25 protein-coding genes and 6 tRNA genes are annotated in these 26,332 nt (G+C 65.9%); 18 read left to right on the top strand and 13 right to left on the bottom strand.

The annotated features are described in order from the left end of the window. Positions 1-48: 48 nt before the first annotated feature. The 5 genes from AC5RTE_RS00805 to AC5RTE_RS00785 form a co-directional block, all read right to left on the bottom strand. A complete protein-coding gene (locus AC5RTE_RS00805) occupies positions 49-1,674 on the bottom strand; it encodes an RsmB/NOP family class I SAM-dependent RNA methyltransferase (RefSeq protein ID WP_494039520.1) in 1,626 nt (541 codons plus the stop codon). Continuing rightward, positions 1,671-2,591 (bottom strand): methionyl-tRNA formyltransferase, encoded by a 921-nt coding sequence (fmt, locus tag AC5RTE_RS00800; protein WP_494039519.1) that lies wholly within the window; start codon positions 2,589-2,591, stop codon positions 1,671-1,673. Before fmt ends, AC5RTE_RS00805 begins: the two co-directional genes overlap by 4 nt. Continuing rightward, a complete protein-coding gene (gene def, locus AC5RTE_RS00795; RefSeq protein WP_494039518.1) occupies positions 2,588-3,202 on the bottom strand; it encodes a peptide deformylase in 615 nt (204 codons plus the stop codon). The genes fmt and def overlap by 4 nt, the downstream gene beginning before the upstream one ends. 86 nt (positions 3,203-3,288) lie before the next feature. Beyond that, the gene (locus AC5RTE_RS00790) at positions 3,289-4,149 is read right to left on the bottom strand and encodes a cytochrome (protein WP_494039517.1); all 861 of its coding nucleotides are present in this window, start codon (positions 4,147-4,149) and stop codon (positions 3,289-3,291) included. Between the two features lie 95 nt (positions 4,150-4,244). Next, a tRNA-Val gene (locus tag AC5RTE_RS00785) sits at positions 4,245-4,316 on the bottom strand. 353 nt (positions 4,317-4,669) lie between these two features. On the opposite strand from AC5RTE_RS00785, the gene AC5RTE_RS00780 reads away from it, so the two are divergent. The 6 genes from AC5RTE_RS00780 (at position 4,670) to AC5RTE_RS00755 (ending at position 5,642) form a co-directional block, all read left to right on the top strand. Then, positions 4,670-4,742 (top strand) — tRNA-Gly (locus AC5RTE_RS00780). A gap of 48 nt (positions 4,743-4,790) precedes the next feature. Further along, positions 4,791-4,861: transfer RNA gene (locus tag AC5RTE_RS00775), tRNA-Cys, on the top strand. A gap of 40 nt (positions 4,862-4,901) precedes the next feature. Beyond that, positions 4,902-4,976 (top strand) — tRNA-Val (locus AC5RTE_RS00770). Positions 4,977-5,033: 57 nt separating this feature from the next. Beyond that, positions 5,034-5,106 (top strand) — tRNA-Gly (locus AC5RTE_RS00765). Positions 5,107-5,147: 41 nt separating this feature from the next. After that, positions 5,148-5,219, top strand: a tRNA-Val gene (locus tag AC5RTE_RS00760). Between the two features lie 168 nt (positions 5,220-5,387). Further along, positions 5,388-5,642, top strand: a complete 255-nt coding sequence (locus AC5RTE_RS00755; protein WP_494039516.1) for an antitoxin — start codon at positions 5,388-5,390, stop codon at positions 5,640-5,642. A gap of 173 nt (positions 5,643-5,815) precedes the next feature. Here AC5RTE_RS00755 and zapE read toward each other — a convergent pair whose 3' ends face one another. Further along, the gene (gene zapE / locus AC5RTE_RS00750) at positions 5,816-6,853 is read right to left on the bottom strand and encodes a cell division protein ZapE (protein WP_494039515.1); all 1,038 of its coding nucleotides are present in this window, start codon (positions 6,851-6,853) and stop codon (positions 5,816-5,818) included. Between the two features lie 215 nt (positions 6,854-7,068). Between zapE and AC5RTE_RS00745 the strand changes: the two genes are divergently transcribed. From AC5RTE_RS00745 to ybaK, 3 genes are read left to right on the top strand one after another with little or no spacing between them, the layout of a single operon-like run. Beyond that, positions 7,069-7,995, top strand: coding sequence for a sulfurtransferase (locus AC5RTE_RS00745; RefSeq protein WP_494039514.1), 927 nt, complete (start codon positions 7,069-7,071; stop codon positions 7,993-7,995). A 28-nt stretch (positions 7,996-8,023) separates the two neighbouring features. Further along, positions 8,024-8,485 carry a SufE family protein gene (locus tag AC5RTE_RS00740; RefSeq protein WP_494039513.1) on the top strand — a complete coding sequence of 154 codons (462 nt, stop codon included), beginning with the start codon at positions 8,024-8,026 and terminating at the stop codon, positions 8,483-8,485. An 11-nt stretch (positions 8,486-8,496) separates the two neighbouring features. Then, positions 8,497-9,000, top strand: a complete 504-nt coding sequence (ybaK, locus tag AC5RTE_RS00735; protein ID WP_494039512.1) for a Cys-tRNA(Pro) deacylase — start codon at positions 8,497-8,499, stop codon at positions 8,998-9,000. 59 nt (positions 9,001-9,059) lie between these two features. Here the strand turns inward: ybaK and AC5RTE_RS00730 are convergent, their stop codons facing one another. Both AC5RTE_RS00730 and AC5RTE_RS00725 read right to left on the bottom strand, forming a co-directional pair. After that, positions 9,060-9,236, bottom strand: coding sequence for a hypothetical protein (locus AC5RTE_RS00730; RefSeq protein WP_494039511.1), 177 nt, complete (start codon positions 9,234-9,236; stop codon positions 9,060-9,062). A 143-nt stretch (positions 9,237-9,379) separates the two neighbouring features. Then, a complete protein-coding gene (locus tag AC5RTE_RS00725; RefSeq protein ID WP_494039510.1) occupies positions 9,380-10,681 on the bottom strand; it encodes an alpha/beta hydrolase family protein in 1,302 nt (433 codons plus the stop codon). Between the two features lie 113 nt (positions 10,682-10,794). Between AC5RTE_RS00725 and AC5RTE_RS00720 the strand changes: the two genes are divergently transcribed. From AC5RTE_RS00720 to AC5RTE_RS00680, 9 genes are all read left to right on the top strand, one after another. Continuing rightward, positions 10,795-11,286: a hypothetical protein gene (locus AC5RTE_RS00720; RefSeq protein ID WP_494039509.1), complete on the top strand. Its 492-nt coding sequence runs from the start codon at positions 10,795-10,797 to the stop codon at positions 11,284-11,286. A gap of 14 nt (positions 11,287-11,300) precedes the next feature. Then, on the top strand, positions 11,301-11,822 hold the full coding sequence (gene msrB / locus AC5RTE_RS00715) for a peptide-methionine (R)-S-oxide reductase MsrB (protein WP_494039508.1): 522 nt from the start codon (positions 11,301-11,303) through the stop codon (positions 11,820-11,822). A 139-nt stretch (positions 11,823-11,961) separates the two neighbouring features. Continuing rightward, positions 11,962-13,329 (top strand): DUF6421 family protein, encoded by a 1,368-nt coding sequence (locus tag AC5RTE_RS00710; RefSeq protein ID WP_494039507.1) that lies wholly within the window; start codon positions 11,962-11,964, stop codon positions 13,327-13,329. Then, a complete protein-coding gene (locus tag AC5RTE_RS00705) occupies positions 13,326-14,126 on the top strand; it encodes an SDR family oxidoreductase (RefSeq protein ID WP_494039506.1) in 801 nt (266 codons plus the stop codon). The genes AC5RTE_RS00710 and AC5RTE_RS00705 overlap by 4 nt, the downstream gene beginning before the upstream one ends. Before the next feature lie 31 nt (positions 14,127-14,157). After that, positions 14,158-15,255, top strand: a complete 1,098-nt coding sequence (locus AC5RTE_RS00700; protein ID WP_494039505.1) for a threonine aldolase family protein — start codon at positions 14,158-14,160, stop codon at positions 15,253-15,255. A gap of 61 nt (positions 15,256-15,316) precedes the next feature. Next, on the top strand, positions 15,317-15,967 hold the full coding sequence (locus AC5RTE_RS00695) for a DUF3000 domain-containing protein (RefSeq protein ID WP_494039504.1): 651 nt from the start codon (positions 15,317-15,319) through the stop codon (positions 15,965-15,967). A 98-nt stretch (positions 15,968-16,065) separates the two neighbouring features. Further along, on the top strand, positions 16,066-17,406 hold the full coding sequence (locus tag AC5RTE_RS00690) for an HRDC domain-containing protein (protein ID WP_494039503.1): 1,341 nt from the start codon (positions 16,066-16,068) through the stop codon (positions 17,404-17,406). Between the two features lie 114 nt (positions 17,407-17,520). After that, positions 17,521-18,804: a thiolase family protein gene (locus AC5RTE_RS00685; protein WP_494039502.1), complete on the top strand. Its 1,284-nt coding sequence runs from the start codon at positions 17,521-17,523 to the stop codon at positions 18,802-18,804. Next, positions 18,801-20,978, top strand: a complete 2,178-nt coding sequence (locus AC5RTE_RS00680) for a 3-hydroxyacyl-CoA dehydrogenase NAD-binding domain-containing protein (protein ID WP_494039501.1) — start codon at positions 18,801-18,803, stop codon at positions 20,976-20,978. The genes AC5RTE_RS00685 and AC5RTE_RS00680 overlap by 4 nt, the downstream gene beginning before the upstream one ends. A gap of 81 nt (positions 20,979-21,059) precedes the next feature. On the opposite strand, the gene AC5RTE_RS00675 is transcribed toward AC5RTE_RS00680, so the two are convergent. The 5 genes from AC5RTE_RS00675 to AC5RTE_RS00655 form a co-directional block, all read right to left on the bottom strand. Continuing rightward, complete coding sequence (locus tag AC5RTE_RS00675; protein ID WP_494039500.1) at positions 21,060-22,586, bottom strand: ABC transporter ATP-binding protein; 1,527 nt, start codon at positions 22,584-22,586, stop codon at positions 21,060-21,062. Then, positions 22,587-23,324, bottom strand: a complete 738-nt coding sequence (locus AC5RTE_RS00670; protein WP_494039499.1) for an energy-coupling factor transporter transmembrane component T — start codon at positions 23,322-23,324, stop codon at positions 22,587-22,589. Positions 23,325-23,334: 10 nt separating this feature from the next. After that, positions 23,335-24,153, bottom strand: coding sequence for an ECF transporter S component (locus tag AC5RTE_RS00665; RefSeq protein WP_494039498.1), 819 nt, complete (start codon positions 24,151-24,153; stop codon positions 23,335-23,337). 164 nt (positions 24,154-24,317) lie between these two features. Beyond that, positions 24,318-25,343, bottom strand: coding sequence for a nucleoside hydrolase (locus tag AC5RTE_RS00660; protein ID WP_494039497.1), 1,026 nt, complete (start codon positions 25,341-25,343; stop codon positions 24,318-24,320). Between the two features lie 7 nt (positions 25,344-25,350). Beyond that, positions 25,351-26,328, bottom strand: coding sequence for an aldo/keto reductase (locus AC5RTE_RS00655; protein ID WP_494039496.1), 978 nt, complete (start codon positions 26,326-26,328; stop codon positions 25,351-25,353). Between the last annotated feature and the right edge of the window lie 4 nt (positions 26,329-26,332).

Raw genomic sequence — 26,332 nt, 5'->3', positions numbered from 1 at the left:
GCCGGGCACGGCCTTTTCGATCAGGTTGAACGGATCAAATTAAACGGATCAGGGCATTTTGCGGATCAGGGCAAGGAACATCGCGTCGGTGCCGTGGATGTGGGGCCACAGCTGGGCGGTTGACTCATGTCCGGCACCGAGGTTTCCGGTCAGGCTGACGCTGTCCAAGGCCTGGCCGGCTTCGAGCAGTTCAAGGTCATCGCGTTTGCGCAGGGCGTCGGTAACCACAGCCGTGGTTTCGGCCGGGTGGGGGGAGCAGGTCACGTAGGCCACCACTCCCCCGGGCCGGACTGCTGCCAGTGCCGACTTGAGGAGGTCACGCTGAAGCTGCCCCAGGTCTGCAAGGTCCTTGGGAGTACGGCGCCAGCGCGACTCCGGCCGGCGCCGCAGCGCGCCCAGCCCGCTGCAGGGTACGTCGACAAGCACCCGGTCAAAGACCCCGGGCTTTTCCGTCCCTACCTCCCGGCCGTCCCCGGTGCGGACCTGCCAGGTATCCCGCGGCACCGCCGAAAGTGCCTGGCTTACAAGCTTTGCCCGGTGCGGAGCAGGTTCGTTGGCCAGCAGGGTGGCGCCGCGTTGGCTTGCCAGCGCACCCAGCAGGGCAGCCTTTCCGCCTGGCCCCGCGCACAGGTCCAGCCAGGCCTCGGCAGGGCTCCCGGACCCGTCTGCGTTGGGACGCCCGTCGGCTCCATCCTGCCGCTGTCCGCCGAGGTCAACTGCAGCCATGGCGCGTGCCACCAGCTGTGAACCAACGTCCTGGACCCTGGTGCTGCCTTCCCGGACCGAGGCAAGCCGGCCCAGGTCTCCGCCGCTGGAGAGGGCAGAGCCCTCCACCAGCTCACCGGGGGTGGCACCGCTTTCCAAAGCCTCGTCGAGGTTTCCGATCCCGGGCAGGGCCACCAGATTGACTACGGGTGCGGCGTTGTCAGCTTCCAGAAGGTCAGTGATTTCCGAGGCAGAGCGCCCGTGTGCCACGAGGGACTGGCGCATGGCGCGGACGATCCACTCGGGATGGGCGTAGCGGAGGGAAGCCACCTTGGTCTCGTCGGTTTCTCCCGCAACCAACTGCTCGAGCCACTCCTCGAGGCTGTGGGCAGTGACCTTCCGGAGGACGGCGTTGATGAGGGCCGACGGTCCTGCACCGATGACTGCCCGGGCCAGGCCAACGGTCTGGTCCAGTGCGGCGTGCGCCGGGACGCGCATGGCCAGCAGCTGATGGGCCCCGATCCGAAGGGCATCGAGGATGGCCGGGTCCAGTTGGTCCAACGGACGGTCCACGCAGCGGGCCAGGATGGCGTCGTAGGTGCCCTGGCCGCGGAGAGCCCCATAGCTGAGTTCTGTGGCGAAGCCGGCGTCCCGCTTGTCCAGCCCGTGGTGCCGGATCCGTGCCGGCAGCACCAGGTTCGCGTACGCGTCCTCGGCGGCCACGGCACGGAGGACTTCGAACGCCACCAGCCGGGCCGGATCCGCCCTGCGCGTGCGCTGTGAGGGAGCATTGCCGGTGAAACTGCGCTGGGCGCTGCGGTTCCGTTCCCTGCCCTTGGCGTTGCGATTGCTGGAATCCCGCGGTCCGCCGTTGCCGCGGCCGCCGTCTCCCTTCCCGCGCTGCCCGCCGCCTGAGCCTCCGCCCCCGGCATTGCCGCGACCGCTTTGGTTGCCGCCGGAACCGCTCATTCGAACACCACGCTTTCAAGGGAAGCCATACCGCGTGCCCAATCGGCAGCGGCCATCATCTTTTTGCCCGCAGGCTGGATCCGGGTCAGCTCGACGCCGTGTGAGCCTGTTCCCACCAGGACGCTTTTGCCTTGAAGTGACAGGGACCCGGGAGCCAAACCTGAGATGTCAGGCCGCAGGCGGACGGGCTCGAGCTTGATTCGTTGTCCATCCAACACCGTCCACGCTCCCGGCTCAGGAGTAACCCCGCGCGCCTGCCTGCCAATGGCCAGGGCCGGATGTTTCCAATCGAGGCGCCCGTCCTCGAGGGTCAGCTTGGGGGCAAGGGAAATGTCACCCGTTTGCGGAAGGGCAACGGCCTTACCGGCGTCGAGCGCCGAAAGCGTCTGGGCCAGGAGCACCGCCCCGCTGTGGGACAACCGTTCCAGCAGTTGGCCGGCGGTATCTTCCGGGCCCACCGTTTCGGTGAGGGTTCCGAATACCGGCCCGGTGTCCAGGCCTTCCTCGAGCTGGAAGGTCACGGCACCGGTGACGTCGTCGCCGGCCATAACAGCCCGCTGCACCGGCGCCGCGCCGCGCCAGGACGGAAGGAGGGAGAAGTGCAGGTTGATCCAACCGTGCCGGGGAATCGGCAGGGCGGCCGGGGGAACCAGTCCGCCGTAGGCAACAATCGCGGCCACATCCGGGCTCACCGCAGAGATCCTGCCGATGGCTTCCGCATCAATCCGGGCAGCGTGGATGACGTGGATCCCCAGCTCCGCTGCCCGGGCAGCAACAGGCGACGGAGTCAGGACGCGCTTCCGGCCAATTGGAGCATCCGGCCTTGTAAGCACGGAAACTACGTCGAAACCTGCTTCGACCAGCACATTCAAAGACGGGACAGCGACGGCGGGTGTCCCGGCGAAAAGTACCCTCACCCGTTGGCACCAGCCGCGCTGGCACCGAAGCTTGACCCGGACGCCGTGCCGCCGAAGCTTGAACCGCCAAAACTTGAGCCGACCGTCTTGGCACGCTTCGCCGTCGTCCGTTCCGTGACGGAGTCATAGTTGGCGTTGCGGATGGAACGCAGGGCAGCCTTGCGGTCCTCCCCCTCCAGCCGGTCCGTATAAAGGATCCCGTCCAGGTGGTCGTTCTCATGTTGGAAGCAGCGCGCCAGCATCCCCTCGCCCTCCAATGACACGGGGTTCCCCTGCATGTCCACGCCGGTGACGCGGGTAGAGCGGAAACGCCGAACCGGGAAGCCCAACCCGGGGATGGAAAGGCAGCCCTCCACCTGGTCCGGCTGGAAATCCTCGCTGTTTTCCAGCACCGGATTGATGATGTGCCCTTCCACGCCGTCAATCCGGTAAGTGAACACCCTCTTGCTTACCCCGACCTGCGGTGCGGCGAGGCCGGCACCGTCCACGTCTTCCATGGTCTCGGTCATGTCCGCCACCAGTTTGGCCAGCTCAGGCCCGAATTCCGTAACAGGATCGGCCACTGTGCGGAGCACAGGATCACCGATGATGCGGATATTCAGAATAGCCATGGGCTGTTTTTCCTTAAGGTAGGCGGCAAAGGGGACCAATCCAGTTTAGGCGCAGACGAACAACAGGCAGTTCCGGTCCTGCGCCCTCAGGCGGGCTGCGCCTGCGGCAGCGGCGGCGGGGCAATGGGCAGCAGTGCCGCACCTGCGGACAGGGTGTCCGCGGAAAGCTCCCAGACGCGCCGCAAGGCACAGAACTTCCACCAGTGGTGTTTGAGGACGTCCGGGTTGGCGCGTACCGGGCGGACCTCTGTTTCGCCGATGGCTACAGCCAGCAAGACCGGGTTATCGCCGTACTTCCAGGGCTCCCACGTCCCTGCCACCGGGTCCACCAGGCTCTCTTCGGCCTTCATGCCGGCCACCAGCTGCATCACCACTTTGTCGTCCAGCGGCTTAACCAGGCCGTCTCGGGTGGTGCCCTTGGTTTTGTAGTCGATCAGGCAAACCCGTCCGTTGATCCTCGCCACCAGGTCAAGGGTGCCGGCGTAGCCCACCGCGTTGTTCCAGACCGTGATTTCCGGGGCAATGGGCTCCACCCTGAAGAGCTCCCACCACTCATCGAAGCGGACCGCAAAAGCTTCCTCCCCGTTGGACGCCAGGGCCTCGCGCGCTTCCCTCATGGCGTGCGGCCGGCCGAGGGCACGCAGGGCCACCTGCTCACAGTAGAAGTGGACGCGGTCCCCGCGCCTGGCGGCCTCGTCCCGGTACGTCTCCGCAGCCTTGGCCGCGCGGTTGACCGCCTGCTTGATTTTGGCAGGGCTGCCCAGGCAGTCGGCCAGCAGCGGATCCTTCGCCAGGCTACTCGCGCCCATATACCCAAACCAGCCGTCAAGACCGTGCGGCTGCTGGCCGATCACAGTGGTAATGGACGGCACGGAAAAATGCTCAGAGGTGGACCGGGCGTACATCCGCCCGTATTCCGTGGCGTGGGCAAGAAGTGGAGCAGTCATAACAAAGACTCTTTCACAGGGGGCTGACAGAATGTCCGGGCGCACAAAAAAGGTCCGTTCCCGCTGCGGATAAGCGGAAACGGACCAATATGCGGTGGGCGATACTGGGTTCGAACCAGTGACCTCTTCGGTGTGAACGAAGCGCGCTACCACTGCGCCAATCGCCCTGATGCATTTGAATGGTAGCGGACCTTGCAGCCATTTCGGAAATCGGCGCCCGCCGACGGCAGAAGGGGCATTAGCCCGTGCAGCAGGACCGGTGATACGCGCCGGCGCTGAGCAGGAAACAATGGCGTCCCCCTCCCCTGCACAAGCAGCCCATAAACCGACGGAACGCCCGGGCGCCCTAGTGAATTACACCCATGTAAGTCGGCAGAATCCACGCCGTTGCAGGGAAGCGGCGGCATTGTTCCTTCACAAAGACCCGCCGATTTGGAGAATCCCGGAACCTCCTATATTGTTTTTACTCGTTGGAAAGCGAGGAAATGCCGGGAACGGCAGCGAATCGGCCCTCCAAAATGCGGACGTAGCTCAGCTGGTAGAGCACCACCTTGCCAAGGTGGATGTCGCGAGTTCGAATCTCGTCGTCCGCTCGCAGGACACTGTCACGGCAAAGATTCTTTGTGAATCGACGCTTACACGGTGGGTTGGCCGAGAGGCGAGGCAGCGGCCTGCAAAGCCGTATACACGGGTTCGAATCCCGTACCCACCTCGGTGAAAACCATGGTTTCCGGGTCATTCCGGACAAACATGGGCGATTGGCGCAGCGGTAGCGCGCTTCCCTGACACGGAAGAGGTCACTGGTTCGATCCCAGTATCGCCCACCAAGCAAGGAAACTTGCTTCATGCAGTACGGCCGGCTGTAGCTGGAGCGTACTTCATATGCGGACGTAGCTCAGCTGGTAGAGCACCACCTTGCCAAGGTGGATGTCGCGAGTTCGAATCTCGTCGTCCGCTCTCTTATTTCCCACAATCCCATCAGCCGGGCTTCCGGTTCCGGGCGATTGGCGCAGCGGTAGCGCGCTTCCCTGACACGGAAGAGGTCACTGGTTCGATCCCAGTATCGCCCACACAGCAGCTCCCCGGAGCTGCTTTTTTCATGCCCCTTTCCTGCCGATGCAGTTGCATCCGCTGGCGGTGAACGCTCAAAGTCCCCTTTTACCTTGGCATGCCTCCCGGGCAGGGCTAGGATCTTAGGCGGAGGAGCGACCTGGCTCCGCGATTGAAGGGAGGTGCTCGTGGGACTGATTGGCGACCTAAAGGGCAAGGCTCAGGGTCTTATCCACGGCAACGAGCAGGCCATCAAGAACGGCATCAGCAAGGCCGGTGATTTTGTCGACACCAAGACCGGAGGCAAGTACTCAGGTCACGTCAGCAAGATCCAGCATGGCGCTTCCAAGCTCATTGACAAGAACGGAACTTCGGGCCAGGCACCTGCCCCCGGGCAGGTTCCGCCGGTCAACCCGGTTCCGCCGGTTGACAAGGCTCCGTAAAGGATTTGGCCAGGGCTTTGCCCTAGTACGTCAACGGGGTGCGGGTCCCGCCGGGAGGCGGCGCCCGCACCTTTGGCGTTTAACGCCCGCTCCCCCCGGCTGCGGTGGAACGTACGACGCCGGGTCCCGGCAGGGCCCGTCCGTTTACTGATATCGCGCCACGCTGAGTCCGGCTAGGACGGCTCGTGGTTTTGGCCCTCGCGGGCCAGGGCTGTAAGGCGGGAGACAGCGCGGAAGTACTTTTTCATGTACCCGCCCGTCATCATTTCCTCCGTGAACAACTTGTCGAAGGGAACGCCGCTGGCCAGGATGGGCACGTCTTTGTCGTAGAGCCGGTCCGCCAGCACCACGAACCGAAGGGCCACCGCCTGTTCGGTGATGGTATTGACGTTGCGCCACACCACCCCGTCAATGCCGTCGATCAATTGGCGGTAGCGGCTCGGGTGGACGCCGGCCAGGTGTGCAATCAGGGTGCTGAACTCGTCCTGCGCCACCGTCTTGCCGTCGAACTCCGCCTTCATGTGGGCGGACAGTTCGCTGTTCTTCAGGGGCGATGGTGCGGCCGGCAGTCCGCGGTGGCGGAAGTCCTCGCCGTCGATCCGGATCACATCGAACTGGTCTGCGAGGACCTGGATCTCGCGCTGGAAATCCACCGCCGCGAACCTGCCGTCACCCAGGGAGCCCGGCAGGGTATTGGAGGTGGCTGCCAGCTTCACGCCGGCGTCGGCAAGTTCGCGCATCAGCCGCGACATCAGCACGGTATCGCCCGGATCATCGAGCTCGAATTCGTCAATGCAGACGAGCTTGTAACCACTCAGCGCGTCCACCGTTTTGCGGAAGGACAGCGCGCCCACCAGGTTGGTGTACTCCACGAAGGTGCCGAAGGCCTTGGGCCCGGGTGCTGCGTGCCAGAGCGAGGCCAGCAGGTGGGTCTTGCCGACGCCGAACCCGCCGTCCAGGTAGATCCCCGCGCGGGACGTGTCCTTTTTGGCGAACAGTTTCTTGAACAGCCCGCCCCCGTCACCTGCCCCGACGCCCCCGGCGAAACCCTCGAGGGCACGGACGGCGTGGGCCTGGCTGGGCTGCTTGGGATCGGGACGGTAACTCGCAAAGGAGACCTCGCCGAAGCGTGGCGAGGGAAAAAATCCCTTAAGGAGCTCATCCACCGATACGGACGGAGTTCGGGCGGCAAGCTGTTCGATCTGTACCAAGGTGGTCCGTTCTGCTGGTGGTTGGTTCCCAGAAAGGATACCGGCAACCCGCCACCCGGCCCTGGTGAACCGGACCCCCGGGCCCCGCAGCGTGACCAAGGCAACATTTCCTCCTGTTAACGGAAAACGGACACCGCCGGAGGCGGTGGCTAGGGTGGGAGAAGGTCCCATGCCGGTCCCAAGGGTCGGCCGTGTTCTCGATGAAAGGCAAAAATATGTCCTACCCAGTTGAACAAAACGAGAAGTTTGCCGCCTACGCCCACCCCGAGCGCCTGGTTTCCACCGAATGGCTTGCTGCCGCCATCAATAACGGAGCCGTAGCAAAGGGCCAGCTGGTTGTGGTGGAGTCCGATGAGGACGTGCTCCTGTACGAAACCGGGCACATTCCCGGCGCCGTAAAAATCGACTGGCACACCGATCTGAACGACGAAGTCACCCGCGACTACGTCGACGGCACCGCATTCTCCGAACTGGCGTCGTCGAAGGGTATCTCGCGGGACAGCACCATTGTCATCTATGGTGACAAGTCCAACTGGTGGGCTGCCTACGCTCTGTGGGTCTTCACCCTTTTCGGCCACCAGGACGTGCGGCTCCTCGACGGCGGCCGGGACAAGTGGATTGCCGAAGGCCGCGAACTGACAAAGGACAAGCCGTCACCGGCCCGGGGTAACTATCCCGTGGTGGAGCGTGACGACACCCCCATCCGCGCCTTCAAGGAAGACGTCCTGGCGCACCTGGGCACCGGCCCGCTCATCGATGTCCGCTCCCCCGAGGAATACACCGGCCAGCGCACCCACATGCCCGCATACCCGGAAGAAGGTGCCCTACGCGGAGGCCACATCCCCACGGCAGCGTCCGTCCCCTGGGCACGCGCTGCCGCTGCCGACGGCACGTACCGCAGCCGGGAGGAACTCGATGCCATCTACCTGGGCGAAGCGGGCCTCACCGAAGGTGACGACGTCGTGGCCTACTGCCGGATCGGAGAGCGTTCCAGCCACACCTGGTTCGCCCTCAAGTACCTCCTCGGCTTCGAGTCCGTCCGCAACTATGACGGTTCGTGGACCGAGTGGGGCAATGCCGTGCGCGTTCCCATCGTGAAGGGCGCCGAGCGCGGTTCCGTTCCGCTGGCAGTGGGAGTCTAACGCGGGTGTCCCGCGTAAACTTGGACTGATGACTACTCAAGCCTTGCCTTCCGCCCTTGCAGCGATCGTGGACGACTTCCAGTCCCTGACCGAACCCGAGAGGCTGCAGCTGCTGCTGGAATTCTCCGAGGGATTGCCGGAGCTTCCTGAGCGGCTGACCAACCATCCCGAGCTGCTCGAGCAGGTTGTAGAGTGCCAGTCGCCGTTGTTCCTCACCATTGAGACGGAGAAGAACGACGGCGGGCCGGCACCTGCCGTGCGGCTCTTCTTCAAGGCCCCTCCGGAGGCTCCCACCACGCGCGGTTTCGCCGGCGTCCTGCATGAAGGCCTGGACGGACTGTCCGCTGAAGAGATCCTCTCCGTGCCCGACGATATGCCGGAGCTGCTGGGCCTGACCCGCGCCATCACGCCCCTGCGCATGCGGGGAATGACGGCGATGCTGGGCAGGATCAAACGCAAGGTTGCGGCTTCGCCCGCCATCCGCTCCTAGCTGCCAAAACATTGACGGGACGCAAAAGCGCAGCACAGGGAACTCCGGCCACCGCCGTACTGGCGGCAGCCGGAGTTCCCTTTGTGCTGCACCCCTACGCCCACGATCCCTCCGCAGCCAGTTACGGCGCCGAGGCCGCCGAGGTCCTCGGCATGGATCCCTCGAAGGTCTTCAAGACGCTGATGGTTGAGGTGGAAGGCAAGCTGGCGGTGGGCATCGTACCCGTCAGCGGCACCCTGGACCTCAAGGCCTTCGCGGCAGCCCTGGGAGCAAAGAAAGCGGCAATGGCAGACCCCGCTGCCGCCCAGCGGCGTACCGGATATGTGCTGGGCGGAATCTCCCCGCTGGGCCAGCGGCTACCCTCCCCCACAGTGCTGGACCGCAGCGCGCTGGCACTCGAGACACTATTGGTTTCCGGAGGCAGGCGCGGCCTGGACATCGAGCTCGCCCCTGGAGACCTCGTCCGCCTCACCGGCGCCGTCACCGCTCCCATCAGCTCGCTGTCCGCCCCGTAGGCCCCGGACAGGCACGGCTGATCCTCCTGCTGCGGGCCTATAATCGTTGTACCGGCGGTTCACTGCAGAAGCAGCGACGGCACTGGAAGGTCGCGGTCACCGTGGTCAAAAATCCATTCAAACACTCCCCGCATGATCCGGGCCAGGACACCGGGAAAAACCACCACACTTCCTGGCTCCGGCGCGAAGATACCGCCATCAGCCACGGAAAGAGCAGCCTCTTCTTTATTGCCCACGAAAACCCGCCACCACCATCAGTGACGTGTCTTCAAGGGCACGAGATTCTGCCGGGCGAGAGCACCTGCAGCCAGGGTCACCCCATCGGCTGAGACCACGTCCCGGTTGGTTCAGCCACTGGCGCCACCCGGACAAACAGGTCTTATTGAACCCGGTCCGCCACGGCACCGTCGGATCCTTGCCGGACCCCGCCCGGGTTCAGCCGGGGCGCCAGCTGCTGGCGCAGCCACGCCTTCACCACGTTTTCCCAGCGTTCGGGATCCACGTTCCACTCCTTGGTGTGCCGGGCATGGCTGAAGGCCTCGAAGGTGACTATTTCCGGGTTTCTTTCCGCCAGGAGCGCCGAGGGCTTATAGGGCACGTACTCGTCGTCGACGCTGTGGATGATCAGGGTGGGAGTCCGCAGTTCCACTGCACGGGACACCCAGTCCATGACCTTGAGGTCCACCGGTGCGGACAGCCCGGTGAGCCGACGCCCGAGCGGATGCCCCAGCATGAGCTGCCCGTAACGCCCCACCAGCGAGGGGATCCGGTTGAGTCGCGCATGGTGCGCCAGGACGGTCACCCAGTCGATGACCGGCGCATCCAGCACCATGGCCCTGATCAGGTGCCGGTAGCGCGACAGGTCGGCGGCCTGCAGGCAAATGGCGCCGCCCATTGACCAGCCGAACAAAACGATCTCCTCAGCTCCGTTGGCCAGCGCGTACTCAATGGCGGCTTCGACGTCACGCCACTCGGTGGAGCCCAGTCCGTAGCGTCCGTCATCCGCGGACGGCGCCAGGCCGTCGTTGCGGTAGGACACCAGGAGGCTGGTCAGGCCGAGCTCAAGGGCGGGCCCGACGGCGCGCAGCGCCTCCTGCCTGCTGGCTCCCCGTCCGTGGACCATAACCGCCCAGGTCCGTGCTGTCCCGCCGGCGCGGACCAGCCAGGCGGGCGCCTGTCCGCGGTCCACCTCAACGAGCACATCCTCCGCAGGAAGGCCGACGGCGGCCGGGTCCGGATGGACCGCACCGCTCCACCAGCCCCAGCGCGCCTTGCTGAGGTCACCCGAGTAGACCGCTTCGACCTCCCGCGCCACTGTCCGTTCGGCGGGAGAGTACGAGACGATGCGGCCGATGCGCGCATGCCCCTTTCCGCCGTCGAAAAAGAATCCGTACACGCCGTCCACCGTGGTGTCGTCGTTGGCTGCAAGGATCACTTGCTGCCTGTGGCCGTCCCGGATCACCGCGAGGACTTCCTGGTTTTCGGCGCGCTGCCTGGCCGGGGTGATGACGCGGCGGGCAAAATAGACAGCCAGCGCAGAGGAACCTGTGGCCAGCAGCCCGGCGAGGGCGCCACCGCCGATGGCCGTGCCAATGGCCCATTTCGCGCGGTGGGACAAACCGGCTCCCGGATCCTGGGAATGCGGGACCGTAGCAGGGCGGGGGCGGTGGAAAAGTGCCATGGAACTATTCTTACCGTCCCCGCACCGCAGGGCCGTATTTCCCGCGGCCTGGTGCAGGAATGCCTTGCCCGTGAAGGAGTGCAGCGCACCTGGTGCCGGACTAGGCTAGGGCCATGAGTGATCCCATCGTCATCCTGACCGAAGAACCCCTGGGGGCGGATGACCGCCTGAACATCGAGCGCCTGGTGGATGGAGCAGACACCCGGCTCGTTGTGCTGGTCCCGGGGAACACAGAGCGTCATCTGCTGGTGGACTTCCTTGAAAACCTGTCCCTGCTTGAAATTGCCAAGGCGTTCCGGGAACTCACGGCGCACGCTCCGGACCCTGCCGTGGAGCGGGCGCAGGCAGCGGAAACCCTTGCGGTATCGCTGGCGGCGCTGGGCGGGCTGGGCGCCGGCGTCAGCGGGGAAGTAGTGGACGGCGGGGCGGTGCAGGGCCTCGTTTCGAAGGTCAAGGAGACCGGCGCTTCCCAGGCCGTGGTGATCACCAGGCCGCACGCCGTGGCAGACACCTTCCACACCGACTGGGCCAACAAGGCCCAGGACCAACTGGGTCTCCCCGTCCTTCACCTGTACGCAGGTTCGGGATTTATCGGCGACTCCTGAACGTTGACAGGGCTATGAGCATCTTCGGAAACAACATCCTGGGTAACAGCATCTTCGGGAACAAGGCTGCCGATCCGGCGCCTGAGGGTCCCGCGGCCGAACCCACTGTCCATAAGAGCGACGCCGAGTGGCGGCAGGAACTCACGCCGGAGGAATACCACGTGCTCCGCCAGTCGGGGACGGAACGGCCCTTTACCGGCGAATACTGGGACACGCACACAGCCGGTGTCTACCAGTGCCGGGCGTGCGGAGCGGAACTGTTCACCAGCACTGAAAAGTTTGATTCGCATTGCGGCTGGCCCTCCTTCTGGGCTCCGCTCGCTGAGGACACGGTGCGGTACATCCACGACCGGACACTGGGGATGGAACGGATAGAGGTCCGGTGCGCCACCTGTGATTCGCATCTGGGACACGTGTTTGAGGGCGAAGGCTACGCAACGCCCACTGACCAGCGCTACTGCATCAATTCCGTCTCCCTGAAACTGGTACCGCGGGAAGAACCGCAGGTCAGCGAGCCCGGGCCGGTGCCTGAGTAACTGGAAGCGCTGGAGCTCGAGGCGCTGCAAAGCACCTCGAGCATTAGAACTTCTTTGGCATCGGCTCTTTTGAGATTAGTCCTGCTGGTTGCTTGCTACGCTCGCAAAAGATGGCAAGCAACCAGAAAGGCAGCCGACGATGACCGAAACACTGATCGCCGCTTCTACCGGAGTAACCGCGCACAACCAGCACTGGCTCCAGCTCAAAACCGCGGCTTCCGCCCTGCAATCCCTGCAGGTGAAGGACGGGTCAATTCCGGATGCCGGCGCCCGTGAAGAAGCTTCCCGGCACGTGGGCGAGATCGTGGACGCTGTCCGCGCGCTTGCCCCTGCCTTTCCACACGACGCCAGCTACCTGGACGCCGTCTGCGAAGACTTCGCCGCCTGGGAAGCGAACGGCTTCGGCGTCCCCGACTTCCTGTCGTCGCTGCTGGCCTTCCAGCCGCAGGAACAGCGCCAAAACGGGCTCCAGCACCTGGTGGTTTTCCCTATGTACACGCAGAACGGCAGCAGCAGCCGGCTGGTCGAGGCGGTCCTGATCGAGGTGATCTGGCCCGAGTTCATCGCCGGGCTGGAGGCCGGGGAATACTCGAACAAACTCTTCGTACCCATCCGCTTCCTGGACTTCACCGCCGGCTACGACACCAACTCCGCAGTGCTGTTCCCCGAGACGGTGGCTGTTCGCCAGACTCCCACCTTCACGTGGGGAGCCATCTTCGCCGACCGCGAGGCCGCCCGGTTCCGCCGTGTGCTGAAGGCAGCGGCCGAAACCACCCGCCTGGAACTCCCCGCGGGCGCGGCGGAACTGCTCGCCGACCAGGACCTGACCGAGGCCACCTTCGTGATGTGGGACCTCATCCACGACCGGACCCACATGCGCGGCGACCTGCCGTTCGATCCGTTTATGATCAAGCAACGGATGCCCTTCTTCCTGTACTCCCTTGAGGAGTTGCGCTGCGACCTGACGGCCTTCCGTGAGTCCGTCCGCATCGAAAAGGATGAGGACGCTGATCCGGAGGCGCGCCGCCACGCGAAGCTGGTGCAGTACGCCATCATCTTCGACCGGATCTTCCGCTTCGCCATCACCGGCAGCCGGGTCCGCAACTACGATGGGCTGGGCGGGCAGCTCCTGTTCGCATGGCTGCACCAGCAGCACGTCCTGCACTGGACCGACACCCGGCTCACCATCGACTGGGACGAGGTGGCGGACGCTGTCATCGCCCTGGGTGCCTCCATCGACGAGCTGTACTGGCGGTCCATCGACCGCCCCAAGAAGGCGCACTGGCTGGCCGCTTACCAGCTGATCTCGGCTACCGTTACGCCCAACCCGGCTTCGGTCTGGGCTAAGGGCCCCGAGGCGTTGGCCCTGGCCGGTCCGCCGCGCGGGCTGACGGACCAGGTGCTGGATGATGAATTTCCGCTGTCCATGTTCTACGAAGCACTGGAGAAGAAGATGCGCCCTGTCATCGAATCAACTGCCGGGATCACCGGAGCATCTGCTCTGTGACCCAAGAACCATTGGCAGGGGAATCAGCGCCGGACACGCAGGCGCCGGGGCTGAACGTGCTGGTCACCGGTGGCAGCGGGGCCTCGGGCATCGCTGTCGCCCGTGCCCTCCACAAGGCAGGGCACCGGGTGTTCACGGTCGGCTCGGACCAGGCGAGAATCAAGGCCGCAGCCGAAGAAGCGGGCGACGGCGTGACAGGACTTGTGTGCGACCTCGCCCAGCTGGACGACGTTCGGCAGCTGCGGGCAGAGGTGTCAGCGGCGGCCGGTGCTGTTGACGCCGTCATCCACCTGGTGGGCGGCTGGCGGGGGGCCAAGGGCATCCCGGACCAGACGGACGGGGACTGGGACTTCCTGGAACGCGGCGCGATCACCACCCTCCGGAACGTGTCGCGCATCTTCTTCGACGACATTGCCGGGTCGCGCTGCGGCCGGTTTGCCATGGTGTCCTCCACAGCCGTGGACAAGCCGACGGCGGCCACGGCCAGTTATGTTGCCGCCAAGGCCGCTGCAGAAACCTGGACCATGGCAATCGCGGACGGCTTTCGCAAAGCTGCCCAGCCCGACGGCCGAAAGAGCAGCGGCGCGGAGAGTGCCAGCGTGGTGAGCAGCGGCGCGGAGAGTGCCGCCGTCGTGCTGGTGGTCAAGGCCCTCGTGGACGATGCCCTGCGAAGGAACCACCCGGAACGCAAGTTCCCGGGCGCAACAGATGTCGAAGACCTGGCGCGCGCCGTCGTCGGCCTGTTTGATACCGGGGCCACCGGCCTGAACGGCAGCCGGCTGCTGCTGGCGTCCTGACTGTACTTAGACTGAAAGCGTGAGCAAAGCCATGACTACAACAGCAGAAACTGCCGCCGGAACCCGGCTGCACGATCCCACCATCCGCGGATTCGCCTCGGACAACTACTCGGGGGTTCACCCGGAGGTCCTCGCGGCCCTGGCGGCAGCCAACGACGGCCACCAGGTCTCCTATGGGGAAGATGACTACACCGCCCGGCTGCAGGAACTGATGGAGGAACACTTCGGGGCTGGCATTGAGTGCTTCCCTGTCTTTAACGGCACCGGCGCCAATGTCCTGTCGCTGCAGTCGCTGCTGCCCCGCTGGGGCGCGGTGGTGTGTGCCTCCACCGCGCACATCAACATGGATGAGAATGGTGCGCCCGAACGCATTGCCGGCATCAAGCTCCTGCACGTCCCCACGCCGGACGGCAAGCTCACGCCCGAACTGATCGACCGGGAAGCCTGGGGCTGGGGCGACGAGCACCGCGCCCAGCCGCTCGCCGTCTCCATCACGCAGACCACGGAACTGGGAACGTGCTACACCCCGGAAGAAGTGCGGGCCATTGCTGACCACGCACACGCCAAAGGCATGAAGCTCCACATGGACGGCGCCCGGCTGGCCAACGCGGCAGCCCACCTCCAGGTCCCGCTGCGGGCCTTCACCCGCGACGCCGGGGTGGACATCCTGTCCTTCGGCGGCACCAAGAACGGGCTGCTGTTTGGCGAAGTGGTGGTGGCGCTGAACCCGGAGGCTGCGCACGGGCTGGTGTACCTCCGGAAAATGAACATGCAGCTGGCGTCGAAGATGCGTTTTATGTCCGCCCAGTTCATCGCCCTCCTGGAAGGCGACCTCTGGTTGCGGTCGGCCACCCACGCCAATGCCATGGCCACCAGGCTCCGCACCGCCGTGGACAGCATTGAGGGCGTTCAGCCCACACAGAAAACCGAATCCAACGGCGTCTTTGCCGTCCTGCCCGCCGGAGTGGCAGACAGGCTGCGGAACTCCTTCCGCTTCTACGACTGGAACGAGGCTGCCGGGGAAGTCCGGTGGATGTGTTCGTTTGACACCACCGAGGAGGACATCGATGCCTTCGTTGCAGCAATCCGCCATGAACTTCAAGGCCAGGGAAACAGACAGTCCGGCTAGGCGGCGCCCGGTGACGGCGAGCCTTCCCGCCGTCACCAGCCCGGTTGCGTAACCTGCGAAGGTGAACGCACTTGACAAGGTTCCCCCGGAATTTCTTCACGCCTTGGGAACCCTCAGGAAAGCCCGGTGCCGGGAGGAACTCCACCTGGCGGAGATTCCCGCGCCGGCTCGGCTCGCGCCCTTCGCTGTGGCGCTGGGGGCGGAGGTCCTCTCACCGGGGCCCGGGACGGCCGCCACTCCCCTGCACGGCCCTGCGGCGATGGCGCTGGCCGCCGCGTCAGGAACAGCGGACGACGACGAAACTGAGCTGGCAACGGGCCGCTTCATCCTGCTCCACGACCCCGAGGGCTCCGCGGTGTGGGACGGGGAGTTCCGCATCGTCACCTACATCCGCGCACAGTTGGAGCCGGAGATGGGAAACGACGAGATGCTGGGGACAGTGGCCTGGACCTGGCTTGTTGAGGCGCTCGAAAACCACAAAGCCCCCTACCGCGCAGCCGGCGGCACTGCCACCAGGGTTCTTTCGGAAAGCTTCGGAACGCTTGCGGAACGGCCCGGGTCAATCGACATCGAGCTTCGCGCGTCCTGGACTCCGGCCACGTCGGACGTAACCGCACACCTCGAAGCCTGGTCTGACATGGTGTGCACCTTTGCCGGCCTGCCACCCCTTCCTGACGGGGTCACCCAGCTCCCGAACCGGCGCAGGAGCTAGCTGGTGGCTTGCAGTGCGGCTTGGAGCCCGGCTGTTGTGCCTTTCAGCGCGGAGCGGCGGCCAGACGGCCAACGGCCAGCCGGTAAACTAAAGGCATCATGACCCCTAACATTCCGGAAAACACCACGGCCGGTGTTCCGGCTGCTGATACCGCCCCCCACATCACGGTGGAAGGCTTTGACAGCCCCATCCCCCAAATCATCGAACTCGATTCGCCCCGCGACGGCGTTCCGCTGGTCATCGAAACGCAAGCCGGGCTGGAGCGGTGCGCGGCTGCCATCGCCGCAGGCACCGGCCCTGCAGGAGTTGACGCAGAACGGGCCTCCGGCTTCCGCTATGGACAGCGTGCCTTCCTCGTCCAGATCCGCCGCGAGGGGGCCGGGACGTGGCTGATCGATCCGGAGCCTTTCGACAACCTGGACATCATCAACGACGCCCTGCGCGGCGTCGAATGGATCCTGCACGCGGCCAGCCAGGACCTGCCGTGTCTGTCGGAACTCGGCATGTGGCCGGACAGGCTCTTTGATACTGAACTGGCAGCCCGCCTGGCAGGCCTGCCGCGGGTTGGCCTGGCTGCCGTTATCGAGCAGCTGCTGGGGTTCGGGCTTGCGAAGGAACACTCGGCCGCAGACTGGTCCACCCGGCCCCTTCCTGAGCCATGGCTGCGCTACGCAGCCCTCGACGTTGAGGTCCTCACGGAGCTGCGCGAAGAGCTGATTGAACTCCTGGAAGCTGACGGCAAGCTGGAGTACGCGGAACAGGAGTTTGCGGCCATCCTGGACGCCGGGCTCGCCCCGCCGCGTGTTGACCCGTGGCGGAAAACCTCCGGCCTCCACCAGATCCGTGACCGGCGGCAGCTGGCAGCTGTGCGGGAACTGTGGCTGGAACGCGATTCCCTGGCCCAAAAGCGGGACGTGGCCCCGGGCAGGCTCATTCCGGACTCCGCTCTGGTTGCCGCGGCCAAGGCCATGCCCTCCACCGTGCCCCAGCTGCTGGGCACTAAAGGCTTTCATGGGCGTGCCGCGCAGCGCGAGGCTCCCCGGTGGCTGCGGTGCATTGCCGCGGCCCGGGACCTGGAAGAACTTCCGCCGCTGCACCTTGCCACAAACGCGCCGCCCCCGCCGCGCGTCTGGGCAGACAGGGATCCCGAAGCTGCGGCCCGGCTGGCCACCGCCAGGCCGCTCCTGCAGGAGAAGGCCGATCAGCTGAACCTACCGCTGGAGAACCTGCTGACCCCGGACTTCCTGCGGCGGGTGGCGTGGCGGCCCCCTGCGGAGATCAGCGAATCGTCAGTCGGTGCGGAACTCCGAACCCTCGGTGCGCGTCACTGGCAGGTGCAGCTGGTGGCGCCGCTCATCACGGAAGCCTTCCTCAACCCACAGCCATTGCCGCCGAGGGAACCCCGTCCGGACGTGGCCGCTGCCGGACAGCAGGGCTGACCCTCACCCCTTGCGGCCTAAGTTACTCGCGAGTAACATCGAAAGTATTGCCGTTCAGCTGCCTGCCGCCCTGCGGCAGTGGACTGACGCCTACGTCTCGATGAGGAGTTAAACGTGAGCAACAACGGAAGCAGCGCGTCCAACCGCACTGTCCGGAACGTCGTTTTTGTCGACGGCCTCCGCACACCGTTCGGCCGGGCGGGAGAAAAAGGCATCTACGCCGGCACCCGGGCGGATGACCTGATAGTCAAGTGCCTCCGGGAGCTGCTGCGCCGCAACCCGTCGCTGCCGCCGGGACGCATTGACGAGGTGGCCATCGCCGCCACCACGCAGGCCGGCGACCAGGGCCTGACCCTCGGACGGACGGCAGCCCTCCTGGCCGGGCTCCCCAGGACTGTGCCCGGTTTCGCTATCGACAGGATGTGCGCCGGTGCCATGACGGCGGTCACCTCCACCGCCGGCGGAATCGGTTTTGGCGCCTACGACGTGGTCATCGCCGGCGGTGTGGAACACATGGGCAACCACCCCATGGGCTCGGGGGCGGACCCCAACCCGCGGTTCATGTCCGAGCGGCTCGTTGATCCAGCCGCACTGAACATGGGCAATACGGCCGAAAATCTGCACGACCGTTTTCCTTCCATCACCAAGGAGCGGACTGATGCCTATGCGGTGGCCTCCCAGAAGAAATTCGACGAGGCCCGGCGTGCGGGCCGCATCCAGCAGGACCTGGTGCCCGTAGCAACCATGAAGCCGGGCCAGGGCTGGACGCTGAACACCGTGGACGAGCCGCCCCGGCCAGGCACCACCATCGCTGACCTCGCCACCCTCCGCACGCCCTTCCGTGCCCACGGCCGCGTCACCGCCGGAAACGCCGCAGGTTTGAACGACGGCGCCACCGCCGCCATCCTGGCATCCGCCGAAACCGCCATTGAGCTGGGGCTGCCAATCCGTATGCGCCTGGTCAGCTACGCCTATGCCGGAGTTGAGCCCGAGGTCATGGGCATCGGCCCCGTTCCCGCCACCGAAAAAGCCCTGAAGAACGCGGGGCTCTCCATCGGGGACATCGGGCTGTTCGAGATCAACGAAGCCTTTGCCGTCCAGGTGCTGAGCTTCCTCGAACATTTCCGCCTTGCAGACGACGATCCCCGGGTCAACCGCTACGGCGGCGCCATTGCCGTGGGGCACCCCCTCGCCTCCTCCGGTGTGCGGCTCATGAACCAGCTCGCACGGCAGTTCGAGGAGGACCCCTCCGTGCGGTACGGCATCACCACCATGTGCGTGGGACTGGGAATGGGTGCCACCGTCATTTGGGAGAACCCTCTCCACACCGACTACACCGGAGCCCGGCAAGGGGTATCCGCCGCAACCACCGAAACCGTTTCCGAAGGAGCAGCATGAGCGCCGCAGATTTCACCCAGCTTGCCAGCCTCTTTCCTCATGAAACCGTGACGCACTCCTACGTCCAGGACATTGAACTTCCGGCCCAGGCGGGAAAACCCAGCCCCGGCACGTTCGGCCTCATCACGCTGGACAACGGCCTGGACCATTCCAAGCCCACCACGTTGGGCCCGAACACGCTGGTGGAACTCGGCACCGTACTGGAGGAACTCCGGGAGCGGGCCCGCCGCGGTGAGATCATCGGCGTGGGTGTCACCGGCAAGCCCTACTACCTTGTTGCCGGTGCCGACCTCTCCACGGTCAAGACCCTGGACAAACGCGAGCATGGTTTATGGATGGCCCAGCTTGGCCACGACGTTTACAGCACGCTGGCCAACCTGGGGGTGCCAAGCTTTGCCTTCATCAACGGCACAGCCCTCGGCGGCGGCCTGGAGATTGCCCTGCAGTCCACTTACCGGACCGTCTCCACAGGGGCCGGCGCGCTGGCGCTCCCGGAAGCGTTCATCGGCCTGGTGCCTGGCTGGGGCGGCGTGTATATCCTTCCGCGCCTTATCGGACCGGAAAACGCAGTGCGAGTCATGATCGAAAATCCGCTGAGCAACAACCGGACTTTGACCGGGCCCCAGGCCTTCGAGCTGGGTATTGCCGACGCGATGTTCGAGCCTGCGGACTTCCTGGAGCAGTCCCTTGCCTGGGCCGCGAAAGTCATCACCGGCGAAGCCAAGGCGGAACGTGCCAACGCCGTCGACCCCGCCCACCCGGACACTGCAGCACGCTGGGCCGCCGCCGTTTCTGCCGGCCGGGCCCTGGTGGAAGCCAAAACGTCCAACGCCGCACCCGCTCCGGCCAAGGTCCTGGACATCCTTGAAGCCAACCGCACCATGACCCAGGCCGAGTCCGCTGCGCTGGAGTGCGAAACCCTCGCCGGGCTGATGCAGACCGACGAGTTCCGCGCCACCGTGTACGCCTTCCTGGATTTGGTCCAGAAACGGTCCAAGCGCCCGGCAGGCGCCCCCGACCGCAAGCTGGCGCGACCGGTCACAAAGGTGGGAGTGGTCGGAGCCGGCCTCATGGCCAGCCAGCTGGCGCTGCTTCTCGCGCGGCAACTGAAGGTTCCCGTGGTGATGACGGACATCGACCAGGCCCGGGTGGATAAAGGCGTGGGTTACGTCCACGCCGAGGTGGACAAGCTGCTGGGCAAAAAGCGGATCAGCCAGGACGCCGCCAACCGAACCAAGGCCCTGGTGACGGGGTCCGTTTCCAAGGAGGTTTTCGCCGACGCGGACTTTGTCATCGAAGCCGTCTTTGAAGAGCTCAACGTCAAGAAGCAGGTGTTCGCCGAACTCGAGGGAATCGTCACCCCGGAATGCATTCTGGCCACCAACACGTCCTCCCTGTCCGTCACCGCAATGGCGAAGGACCTCCAGCACCCGGAACGGCTGGTGGGCTTCCACTTCTTCAACCCGGTGGCCGTTATGCCGCTGCTGGAAATTGTCCGTGCCCCGAGGACCGACGACGCCGTCCTGGCCACTGCATTTGAGCTTGCCAAAGAGCTGAAAAAGACGGGGGTGCTGGTCAGGGATGCCGCCGCATTTGTAGTCAACAGGATCCTGCTGCGGCTGATGGGCGAAGTCACTGCCGCTTTTGACGAAGGTACTCCCGCTGAGGTGGCGGACAACGCCCTGCGGCCGATGGGTCTGCCGATGACTCCCTTCACCCTCGGCGCCATGGTGGGGCTCCCCGTGGCCCAGCACGTCCAGGAGTCGCTGCACGCAGCCTTCGGTGACCGGTTTCCGGTGTCCGCGAACCTGCAGAAACTGATCGACAACGGCGTGAAGAGCCTGTGGGTCCCCGGCCCGGACGGCACCCGGGAGATCCCGCAGGCCACGTTGTCCCTGATGTCTTTCGGAACCAGCCCCTCCACACCGGAGGAGGTCCTGCGGCGCACCCAGGATGCCCTTGCCGAGGAAATTGGCCTGATGCTCGAAGAAGGCGTGGTGGCCGGACCCGAAGACATCGACCTGTGCATGATCCTCGGCGCCGGCTGGCCGATGTTCCTGGGCGGCATCACGCCCTACCTTGACCGCGTGGGGGCCTCCGAGCGGGTCAACGGCAAGCGGTTCCTCCCGCCAGGGGTGGCCTCCCGCCCGGCAGGCCAGTCCGTCGAAAGCTAGTCCCCACCAGCCCTACGGGCATTGCAGAGGCTTCGTCCGGCACGTTGGACGGAGCCCTTTCGCGTTACGGCGCCTATGACATCAGCCCTCCAGCAGCTGTCCGCCGTCGAGCTTCAACAGGCGGTGCGCCACGGAACGTGCGTAGGGCACGTCATGGGTGACCAGGACCACAGCGGCACCCGCTGCTGCTGCGGACCGCACAGCGGTGTCCAGGACGGCCAGGCCATTGCCGTCCAGTGCAACCGTGGGCTCGTCAAGGGCAAGGACGGAGGGCCTGCGGGCGAGGACCGTTGCCAGCGCGAGCAGCCGCTGGCCGGAGGACGGCAACTCGCCGGGGTGGTCATTGGCGGCTCCGGGCAAACCCACGGAGGCCAAAGCTGCAGCGGTTCTTTCCGCAGCCTCGTCGGCACCGAACTTCCGGTCGAGTCCGAACCGGACTTCCCGTGCGGCAGTCCGTTCGAAAAGCTGGTCGCGCGGGTTCTGGAAAAGCAGTCCCACCGACGCGGCGACCTCCCCGGCGGGCACGCCGGCAATGTTCTTCCCACCAACCAGGACGCTGCCCGATGTTGGCCGCACCAATCCGTTGAGGTGACGAAGGAGTGTGGATTTGCCCGCCCCGTTGGGTCCGGTAACGGCAACAACCTCCCCCGGCCGGAGCACGAGATCGACTCCCTGCAGGACCGGGATCCGGTGATGCCCGGCGGCCCCGCGGCTGGCTGCCTTGGCCATCCCAACCCGGCGCGGACGTCCGTGATACCCGAAGGTCACACCCCGGAGCTCCAGGACGGGCTCCGCTGCGGTGGTCCTGGACGCCTTCTGGAAATCCAGCTGCCTGATGGGCCGCCGGATCGCCTGCGGCAGACAACCGGCCGCTTGGTGCAGTTCCGTGGGCGCACCGCTGGCGGTTACCGTGCCGGCGTCGAGGACAATCCACCGGTCGGCCTCCAGCAGCACCTCATCCATCACCTGGCTGAGGACGACGACGGAAGTACCGCCGGCCACGAGCTTGCGCAGCAGAAGCACCAGTTCGCCCGTCCCGGCGGCGTCGAGGGAGGCAAAGGGCTCGTCCAGGACCAGTACCTCCGGCTCAGCTATCACAGCACAGCCGGTGGCCAGGCGGCGCAACTCTCCCCCGGACAGGGTGTCAGGGTGGCGGGACATCAGCCGGGAAAGTCCCAGCAGCCCCGCAGTACGTTCCACGGCGGCATGCATGGCTCCACGGTCCAGGCCCGCATTTTCGAGTCCAAAAGCGAGTTCTTCGGCCACGGTGGCCCTGACAGTTGACAGTGCTCCGGCGGGGTCCTGCGGCACGAACCCCACGCGGGTACCCCATTCGGCGGGGTTGAGGCGCGGGTCGCCGGCGGTACCGGTAAAGTCCAGCCTGGATCCTGCCAGTTCGAGGTGCCCCTGAAGGTGCCCGTCCCGGCCGGGTGACAGCCATCCGGCGAGAAGCCTGCCCAGCGTGGACTTGCCGCTTCCGGATCCACCAAGGATTGCCGTGAGGGTCCCGGGGGCGCAGGAGATGGCCACGTCTTGAAGGACGGGAGCGTCTTCCCCGTGGAAGGAAAAGCTGCTGATTCCTGCGCCAAGGGCAGTGGAGGTATGCACCTAGGCCGCCGCCTGCCACACGCGGGCTACTACGGCAGCCACAGCGGCCAGGAGCAAAAGGACGCGCAGCAACCGTTCGAGGGGCCGGTCCGGCACGTCCCGGTAGCTGGTGCTGGGGCCGGTGCTGCCGAATCCCCGGGCCTCGAGGGCTGCAGCGCGGGTTCCGGCGTCCTCCACCAGCGCTGAAACCAGGGGAACGGCCTGCAGCCGGAAAGCGGCCATCCGGTGCAGCAGGCCGCGCCGAATCACCAGCCCCCGCGCTTCCTGCGCCTGCCGGATACGTTCCATACGGGACGTGACGGCAGGCAGCAACGTCAGTGTGGACGCCAGCACGAAAGCAACCCGGCTCCGGACGCCCTTCGCGGACAGCGCCGCCACCAGGTCCGGAACGCTGACACTGAAGGAAAACACCAGGAGAGCCAGGACCGCAGCGCCCAGCTGCGCTGCCCTCTGGAGTACAAACGACAACCCTTCAGTGGTGATCCGCGCGGGTCCCCACGAGGCCAGCACCGTAGCCCCTTCGGGGAAAAACAGGCCGTGCAGGACCACCAGCGACAGGCACAGCGGCACCAGGACCGCAGTTGCCGCGGGCAACAGGCGGCGGAGCGTCCCGCCCCACGCCGAGACACCTATGGCGGCCGCGATCACGGCGAGGGACAGCGGCCAACTCGCTGCCGCCGTCGTGATGACCGCGGTACTGCCGGCAGCCGCGAGGGATGTCAGCGGATGCAGTCGCATGGGAAGGCGGTCAGGAACCCTGTCCGCGAGCCTTGCCGGCCAGCACCCGGTGCCGCCGGACAAACGGAAACTGCAGGCTTGCACGGCGGGGCAGGGCGTAGGCCAGTACGGCCACCACGGTGAACACGATGGCTTTGTCCATGGGGTCGGAGATGAGTGCCTGCTTGGTGATGGCGGCCAGGAGGGTGTCCCCCATGGACCGGAAGGCACTGACGATCGCTCCGGTGGCCACGCCGGATGTACCGCCGAAAACGAAGGCGGCCACCGGGGCCGAGACCACTCCGCCGATGATCCCCGTGAGGAACCCGGCGACGGGCGCGAGGTAGAAACGGCGGAAGAAACCATGCTTGGCAGCCAGCCCGGCAAGGCAACCGATCAGTGCCGCACCGGCCGCGAACGGCAGCACGGTGGGGTTGAAGAAGGACCAGACGATGCTGCTCAACGCACCGGTTGCTGCCCCGGCAGCCGGGCCGGCGAGGACCGCAATGAGGACGGTACCGATCGCGTCAAGGTAGAACGGGACCAGGGTGCTGCCGACGAACTGTCCGAGCACGATGTTCAGCACAAGGGCCACCGGGATCAGCACCACGGTTGATGTGGGCAGGGTGGGCAGGACTGCAACAACGAGGAGGACGGCGCCGGCGAGGAAACCGGACAGTGCGATCAGGGCCGAAGCGCTGCCTGGCCCGCCGGTGATGTCTGCGGGCTGGTTGAGGACCAGGTAGACGTAGGTGCCGGCGATGGCCAGGGCGCCGAGGATTTCCAGTACCCGTCGTTTGCGGGCGGCGGCCGGTGCCGGGGACGGCAGCGTCAGGGAGGGCGATGACATGGAGTTCCTTAGAGGGGTGCGCACGGCCGGCCCGGGAATCCCGGGCCGGGATGGAACGCTGCGTATGTCACCTCGGCAGCTGCGGCCAGGCAGCTGCGCCTGTCCGGTCCGCGGACTATTCTACCGGTGCACGGGCGCCTCCGCGATGGGGACCCGGTCAAGGCTCAGCCCACGCGGCGGGCCAGATTTCCGACGGCCAACACCAGCTCCCGGAAGGCAGCGCCGGGATGGTTGGCGGACACCACCCGGGCGTTCGGCGGCTGGCCCCAAAGGCCGCGGAAATCGGCGACGGTGGTGCCCATCAGCATCTTCGATCCGGTTTCCACGTCCACGGTGGCGGGGCGGGCCTCGAAGTCCAGTGTTCCTGCCGCGACGCCGGCGGCGAAGTAGTCATGGACGTGGGCCAGATAGCCTTGGTCGTAGTGGCGGTGGAACTCGAAGTAGAACCGGAGCGCATCGGAAAGGTGCCGGATCAGGGTGTTGTCGGAGCTGCTGCGCTGGCCCTCCGGCTGGTCGGGCAGCACCAGTTCCGGAACCCTTGCCCCGGCCGCCTCTGCCAGCTGCCGGACATGTTCGGGATGCAGTTCCATCCGCTCGGTGGTGTCCAGGGAACACACGATGGGCAGCTTTTCCGGCGGCAAGCCCTGGAAAGCGGCATACACTTCCTTGGCCGCGTGCGGGTCCACGTGCGTGTTCCATTCTGCGGTGGGCGTTGTGTTGCCCTGGTGGTAGAAGCTGCCGCCCATGATCACCACTTTGGCCAGCAGCGCAGGCAGTCGCGGTTCCTGCCGGAGCGCCAGCGCAAAGTTGGTCAGGGGTGCGGTGATGAGCGCGGTCAGCTCCCCCGGCCGTGCCCTGGCGTGCTCAACCCACAGGTCGACGGCGTTGCGGGGCGACACAGTGCCGGCCGGTTCGGGCAGGACTGCGTGGCCGATTCCCTGGGGGCCGTGGGTTTCGGGGGTGGTCAGCAGCGGTATGGCCAGCGGCCCGCGCGCGCCGATAGCCACTTCCACCCCCGTTCGGCCGCAGAGCTCCAGCAACGCCAGGGTGTTGCGCGCCACCTGGTCCACGTCAACGTTTCCCGGGGTTGCGGTGACGGAGACGAATTCCGTGTCATGCAGGGCGGCAAGGTAGGCAAGGGCCAGGGCGTCGTCGATGCCGGTGTCGACGTCCAGCAGGAAGGCTGTCATGGCCGGCCTAGAACAGAGCCACCTTGGGAGCGGCAGGGAAAATTTCGTCCAACTCCGCAAGGTCCTTTTCCGAAGGCAGCCAATCCGCCGATTCCGCGTTCTGGCGGACCTGCGCCGGCGTGGTGGCGCCCGCAATGACACTGGCCACGGAGGGCTGGGCCGCCAGCCAGGAGAAAGCGGCCTGGATCTCGGTCAGCCCGCGGTCCCTGGCAAAGCTGCTGAACCGGTCCAGCTGGTCCCAGTCGGCGTCGTGGACCAGGTGCTTGCGGGTGTGGCTGAGCCTGGAACCGTCCGGGGCGTGCCCGGGCGAATATTTGCCGGTCAGCAGTCCGTTTGCCAGGGGGAAATACGGCAGGACCCCCAGCCCGAACTCTTCGGCTGCCGGTGTCACCTCAAGCTCGGCCCGCCGGTCCAGGAGGTTGTAGTGGTTTTGGGTGGAGATGAAGCGGACGCTGCCGAGTTCGCGGGCCACGTACTCCGCCTGGGCGATCTGCCAGCCTGCACGGTTGGAATGCCCGATGTACCGAACCTTGCCGCTGCTGACGAGGGCATCCAGTGCGGACAGTGTTTCGTCAATGGGGGTCAGCGGATCGGGGGTGTGGAACTGGTAGAGGTCGATCCAATCGGTGGCCAGCCTCCGCAGCGAGGCCTCCACGGCCTGGACGATGTAGCGGCGTGAGCCGCGGGCACCGAAGTCCGGCCCGCTTGCGCCCTTCATGTCCATGCCGAACTTAGTGGCCAGCACGACGCCGGCACGCCGGTTCCCGAGGGCCTTGCCCAGCATCGTTTCGCTTAGTCCGGGTTCCCGGCCATAGGTGTCGGCGACGTCGAACAGGGTGATACCGGCATCCACCGCCGCGTGGACCACGGCGTTGGTGGCCTCCTGCGACTCCGTGACGGTACTGGCCCGGCCCAGGTTGTTGCAGCCCAGCCCGACGGTGGAGACGGTCAGGCCGGACTTCCCGACGCGGCGGTAGGTGGTCACGGAC

It is taken from the genome of Arthrobacter sp. K41, from assembly GCF_059089645.1.
Note: the sequence above shows the minus strand (reverse complement) of the source record. Positions and strands in the feature narration are given on the sequence as shown.

Bases quoted from the DNA above. Each gene is read 5' to 3' on its own strand.
- AC5RTE_RS00805 (WP_494039520.1), bottom strand. From the start codon at position 1,674: ATGAGCGGTTCCGGCGGCAACCAAAGCGGTCGCGGCAATGCCGGGGGC.
- def (WP_494039518.1), bottom strand. From the start codon at position 3,202: ATGGCTATTCTGAATATCCGCATCATCGGTGATCCTGTGCTCCGCACA.
- AC5RTE_RS00790 (WP_494039517.1), bottom strand. From the start codon at position 4,149: ATGACTGCTCCACTTCTTGCCCACGCCACGGAATACGGGCGGATGTAC.
- AC5RTE_RS00745 (WP_494039514.1), top strand. From the start codon at position 7,069: ATGTCCTACCCAGTTGAACAAAACGAGAAGTTTGCCGCCTACGCCCAC.
- AC5RTE_RS00740 (WP_494039513.1), top strand. From the start codon at position 8,024: ATGACTACTCAAGCCTTGCCTTCCGCCCTTGCAGCGATCGTGGACGAC.
- AC5RTE_RS00725 (WP_494039510.1), bottom strand. From the start codon at position 10,681: ATGGCACTTTTCCACCGCCCCCGCCCTGCTACGGTCCCGCATTCCCAG.
- AC5RTE_RS00720 (WP_494039509.1), top strand. From the start codon at position 10,795: ATGAGTGATCCCATCGTCATCCTGACCGAAGAACCCCTGGGGGCGGAT.
- msrB (WP_494039508.1), top strand. From the start codon at position 11,301: ATGAGCATCTTCGGAAACAACATCCTGGGTAACAGCATCTTCGGGAAC.
- AC5RTE_RS00710 (WP_494039507.1), top strand. From the start codon at position 11,962: ATGACCGAAACACTGATCGCCGCTTCTACCGGAGTAACCGCGCACAAC.
- AC5RTE_RS00700 (WP_494039505.1), top strand. From the start codon at position 14,158: ATGACTACAACAGCAGAAACTGCCGCCGGAACCCGGCTGCACGATCCC.
- AC5RTE_RS00690 (WP_494039503.1), top strand. From the start codon at position 16,066: ATGACCCCTAACATTCCGGAAAACACCACGGCCGGTGTTCCGGCTGCT.
- AC5RTE_RS00680 (WP_494039501.1), top strand. From the start codon at position 18,801: ATGAGCGCCGCAGATTTCACCCAGCTTGCCAGCCTCTTTCCTCATGAA.
- AC5RTE_RS00670 (WP_494039499.1), bottom strand. From the start codon at position 23,324: ATGCGACTGCATCCGCTGACATCCCTCGCGGCTGCCGGCAGTACCGCG.
- AC5RTE_RS00665 (WP_494039498.1), bottom strand. From the start codon at position 24,153: ATGTCATCGCCCTCCCTGACGCTGCCGTCCCCGGCACCGGCCGCCGCC.
- AC5RTE_RS00660 (WP_494039497.1), bottom strand. From the start codon at position 25,343: ATGACAGCCTTCCTGCTGGACGTCGACACCGGCATCGACGACGCCCTG.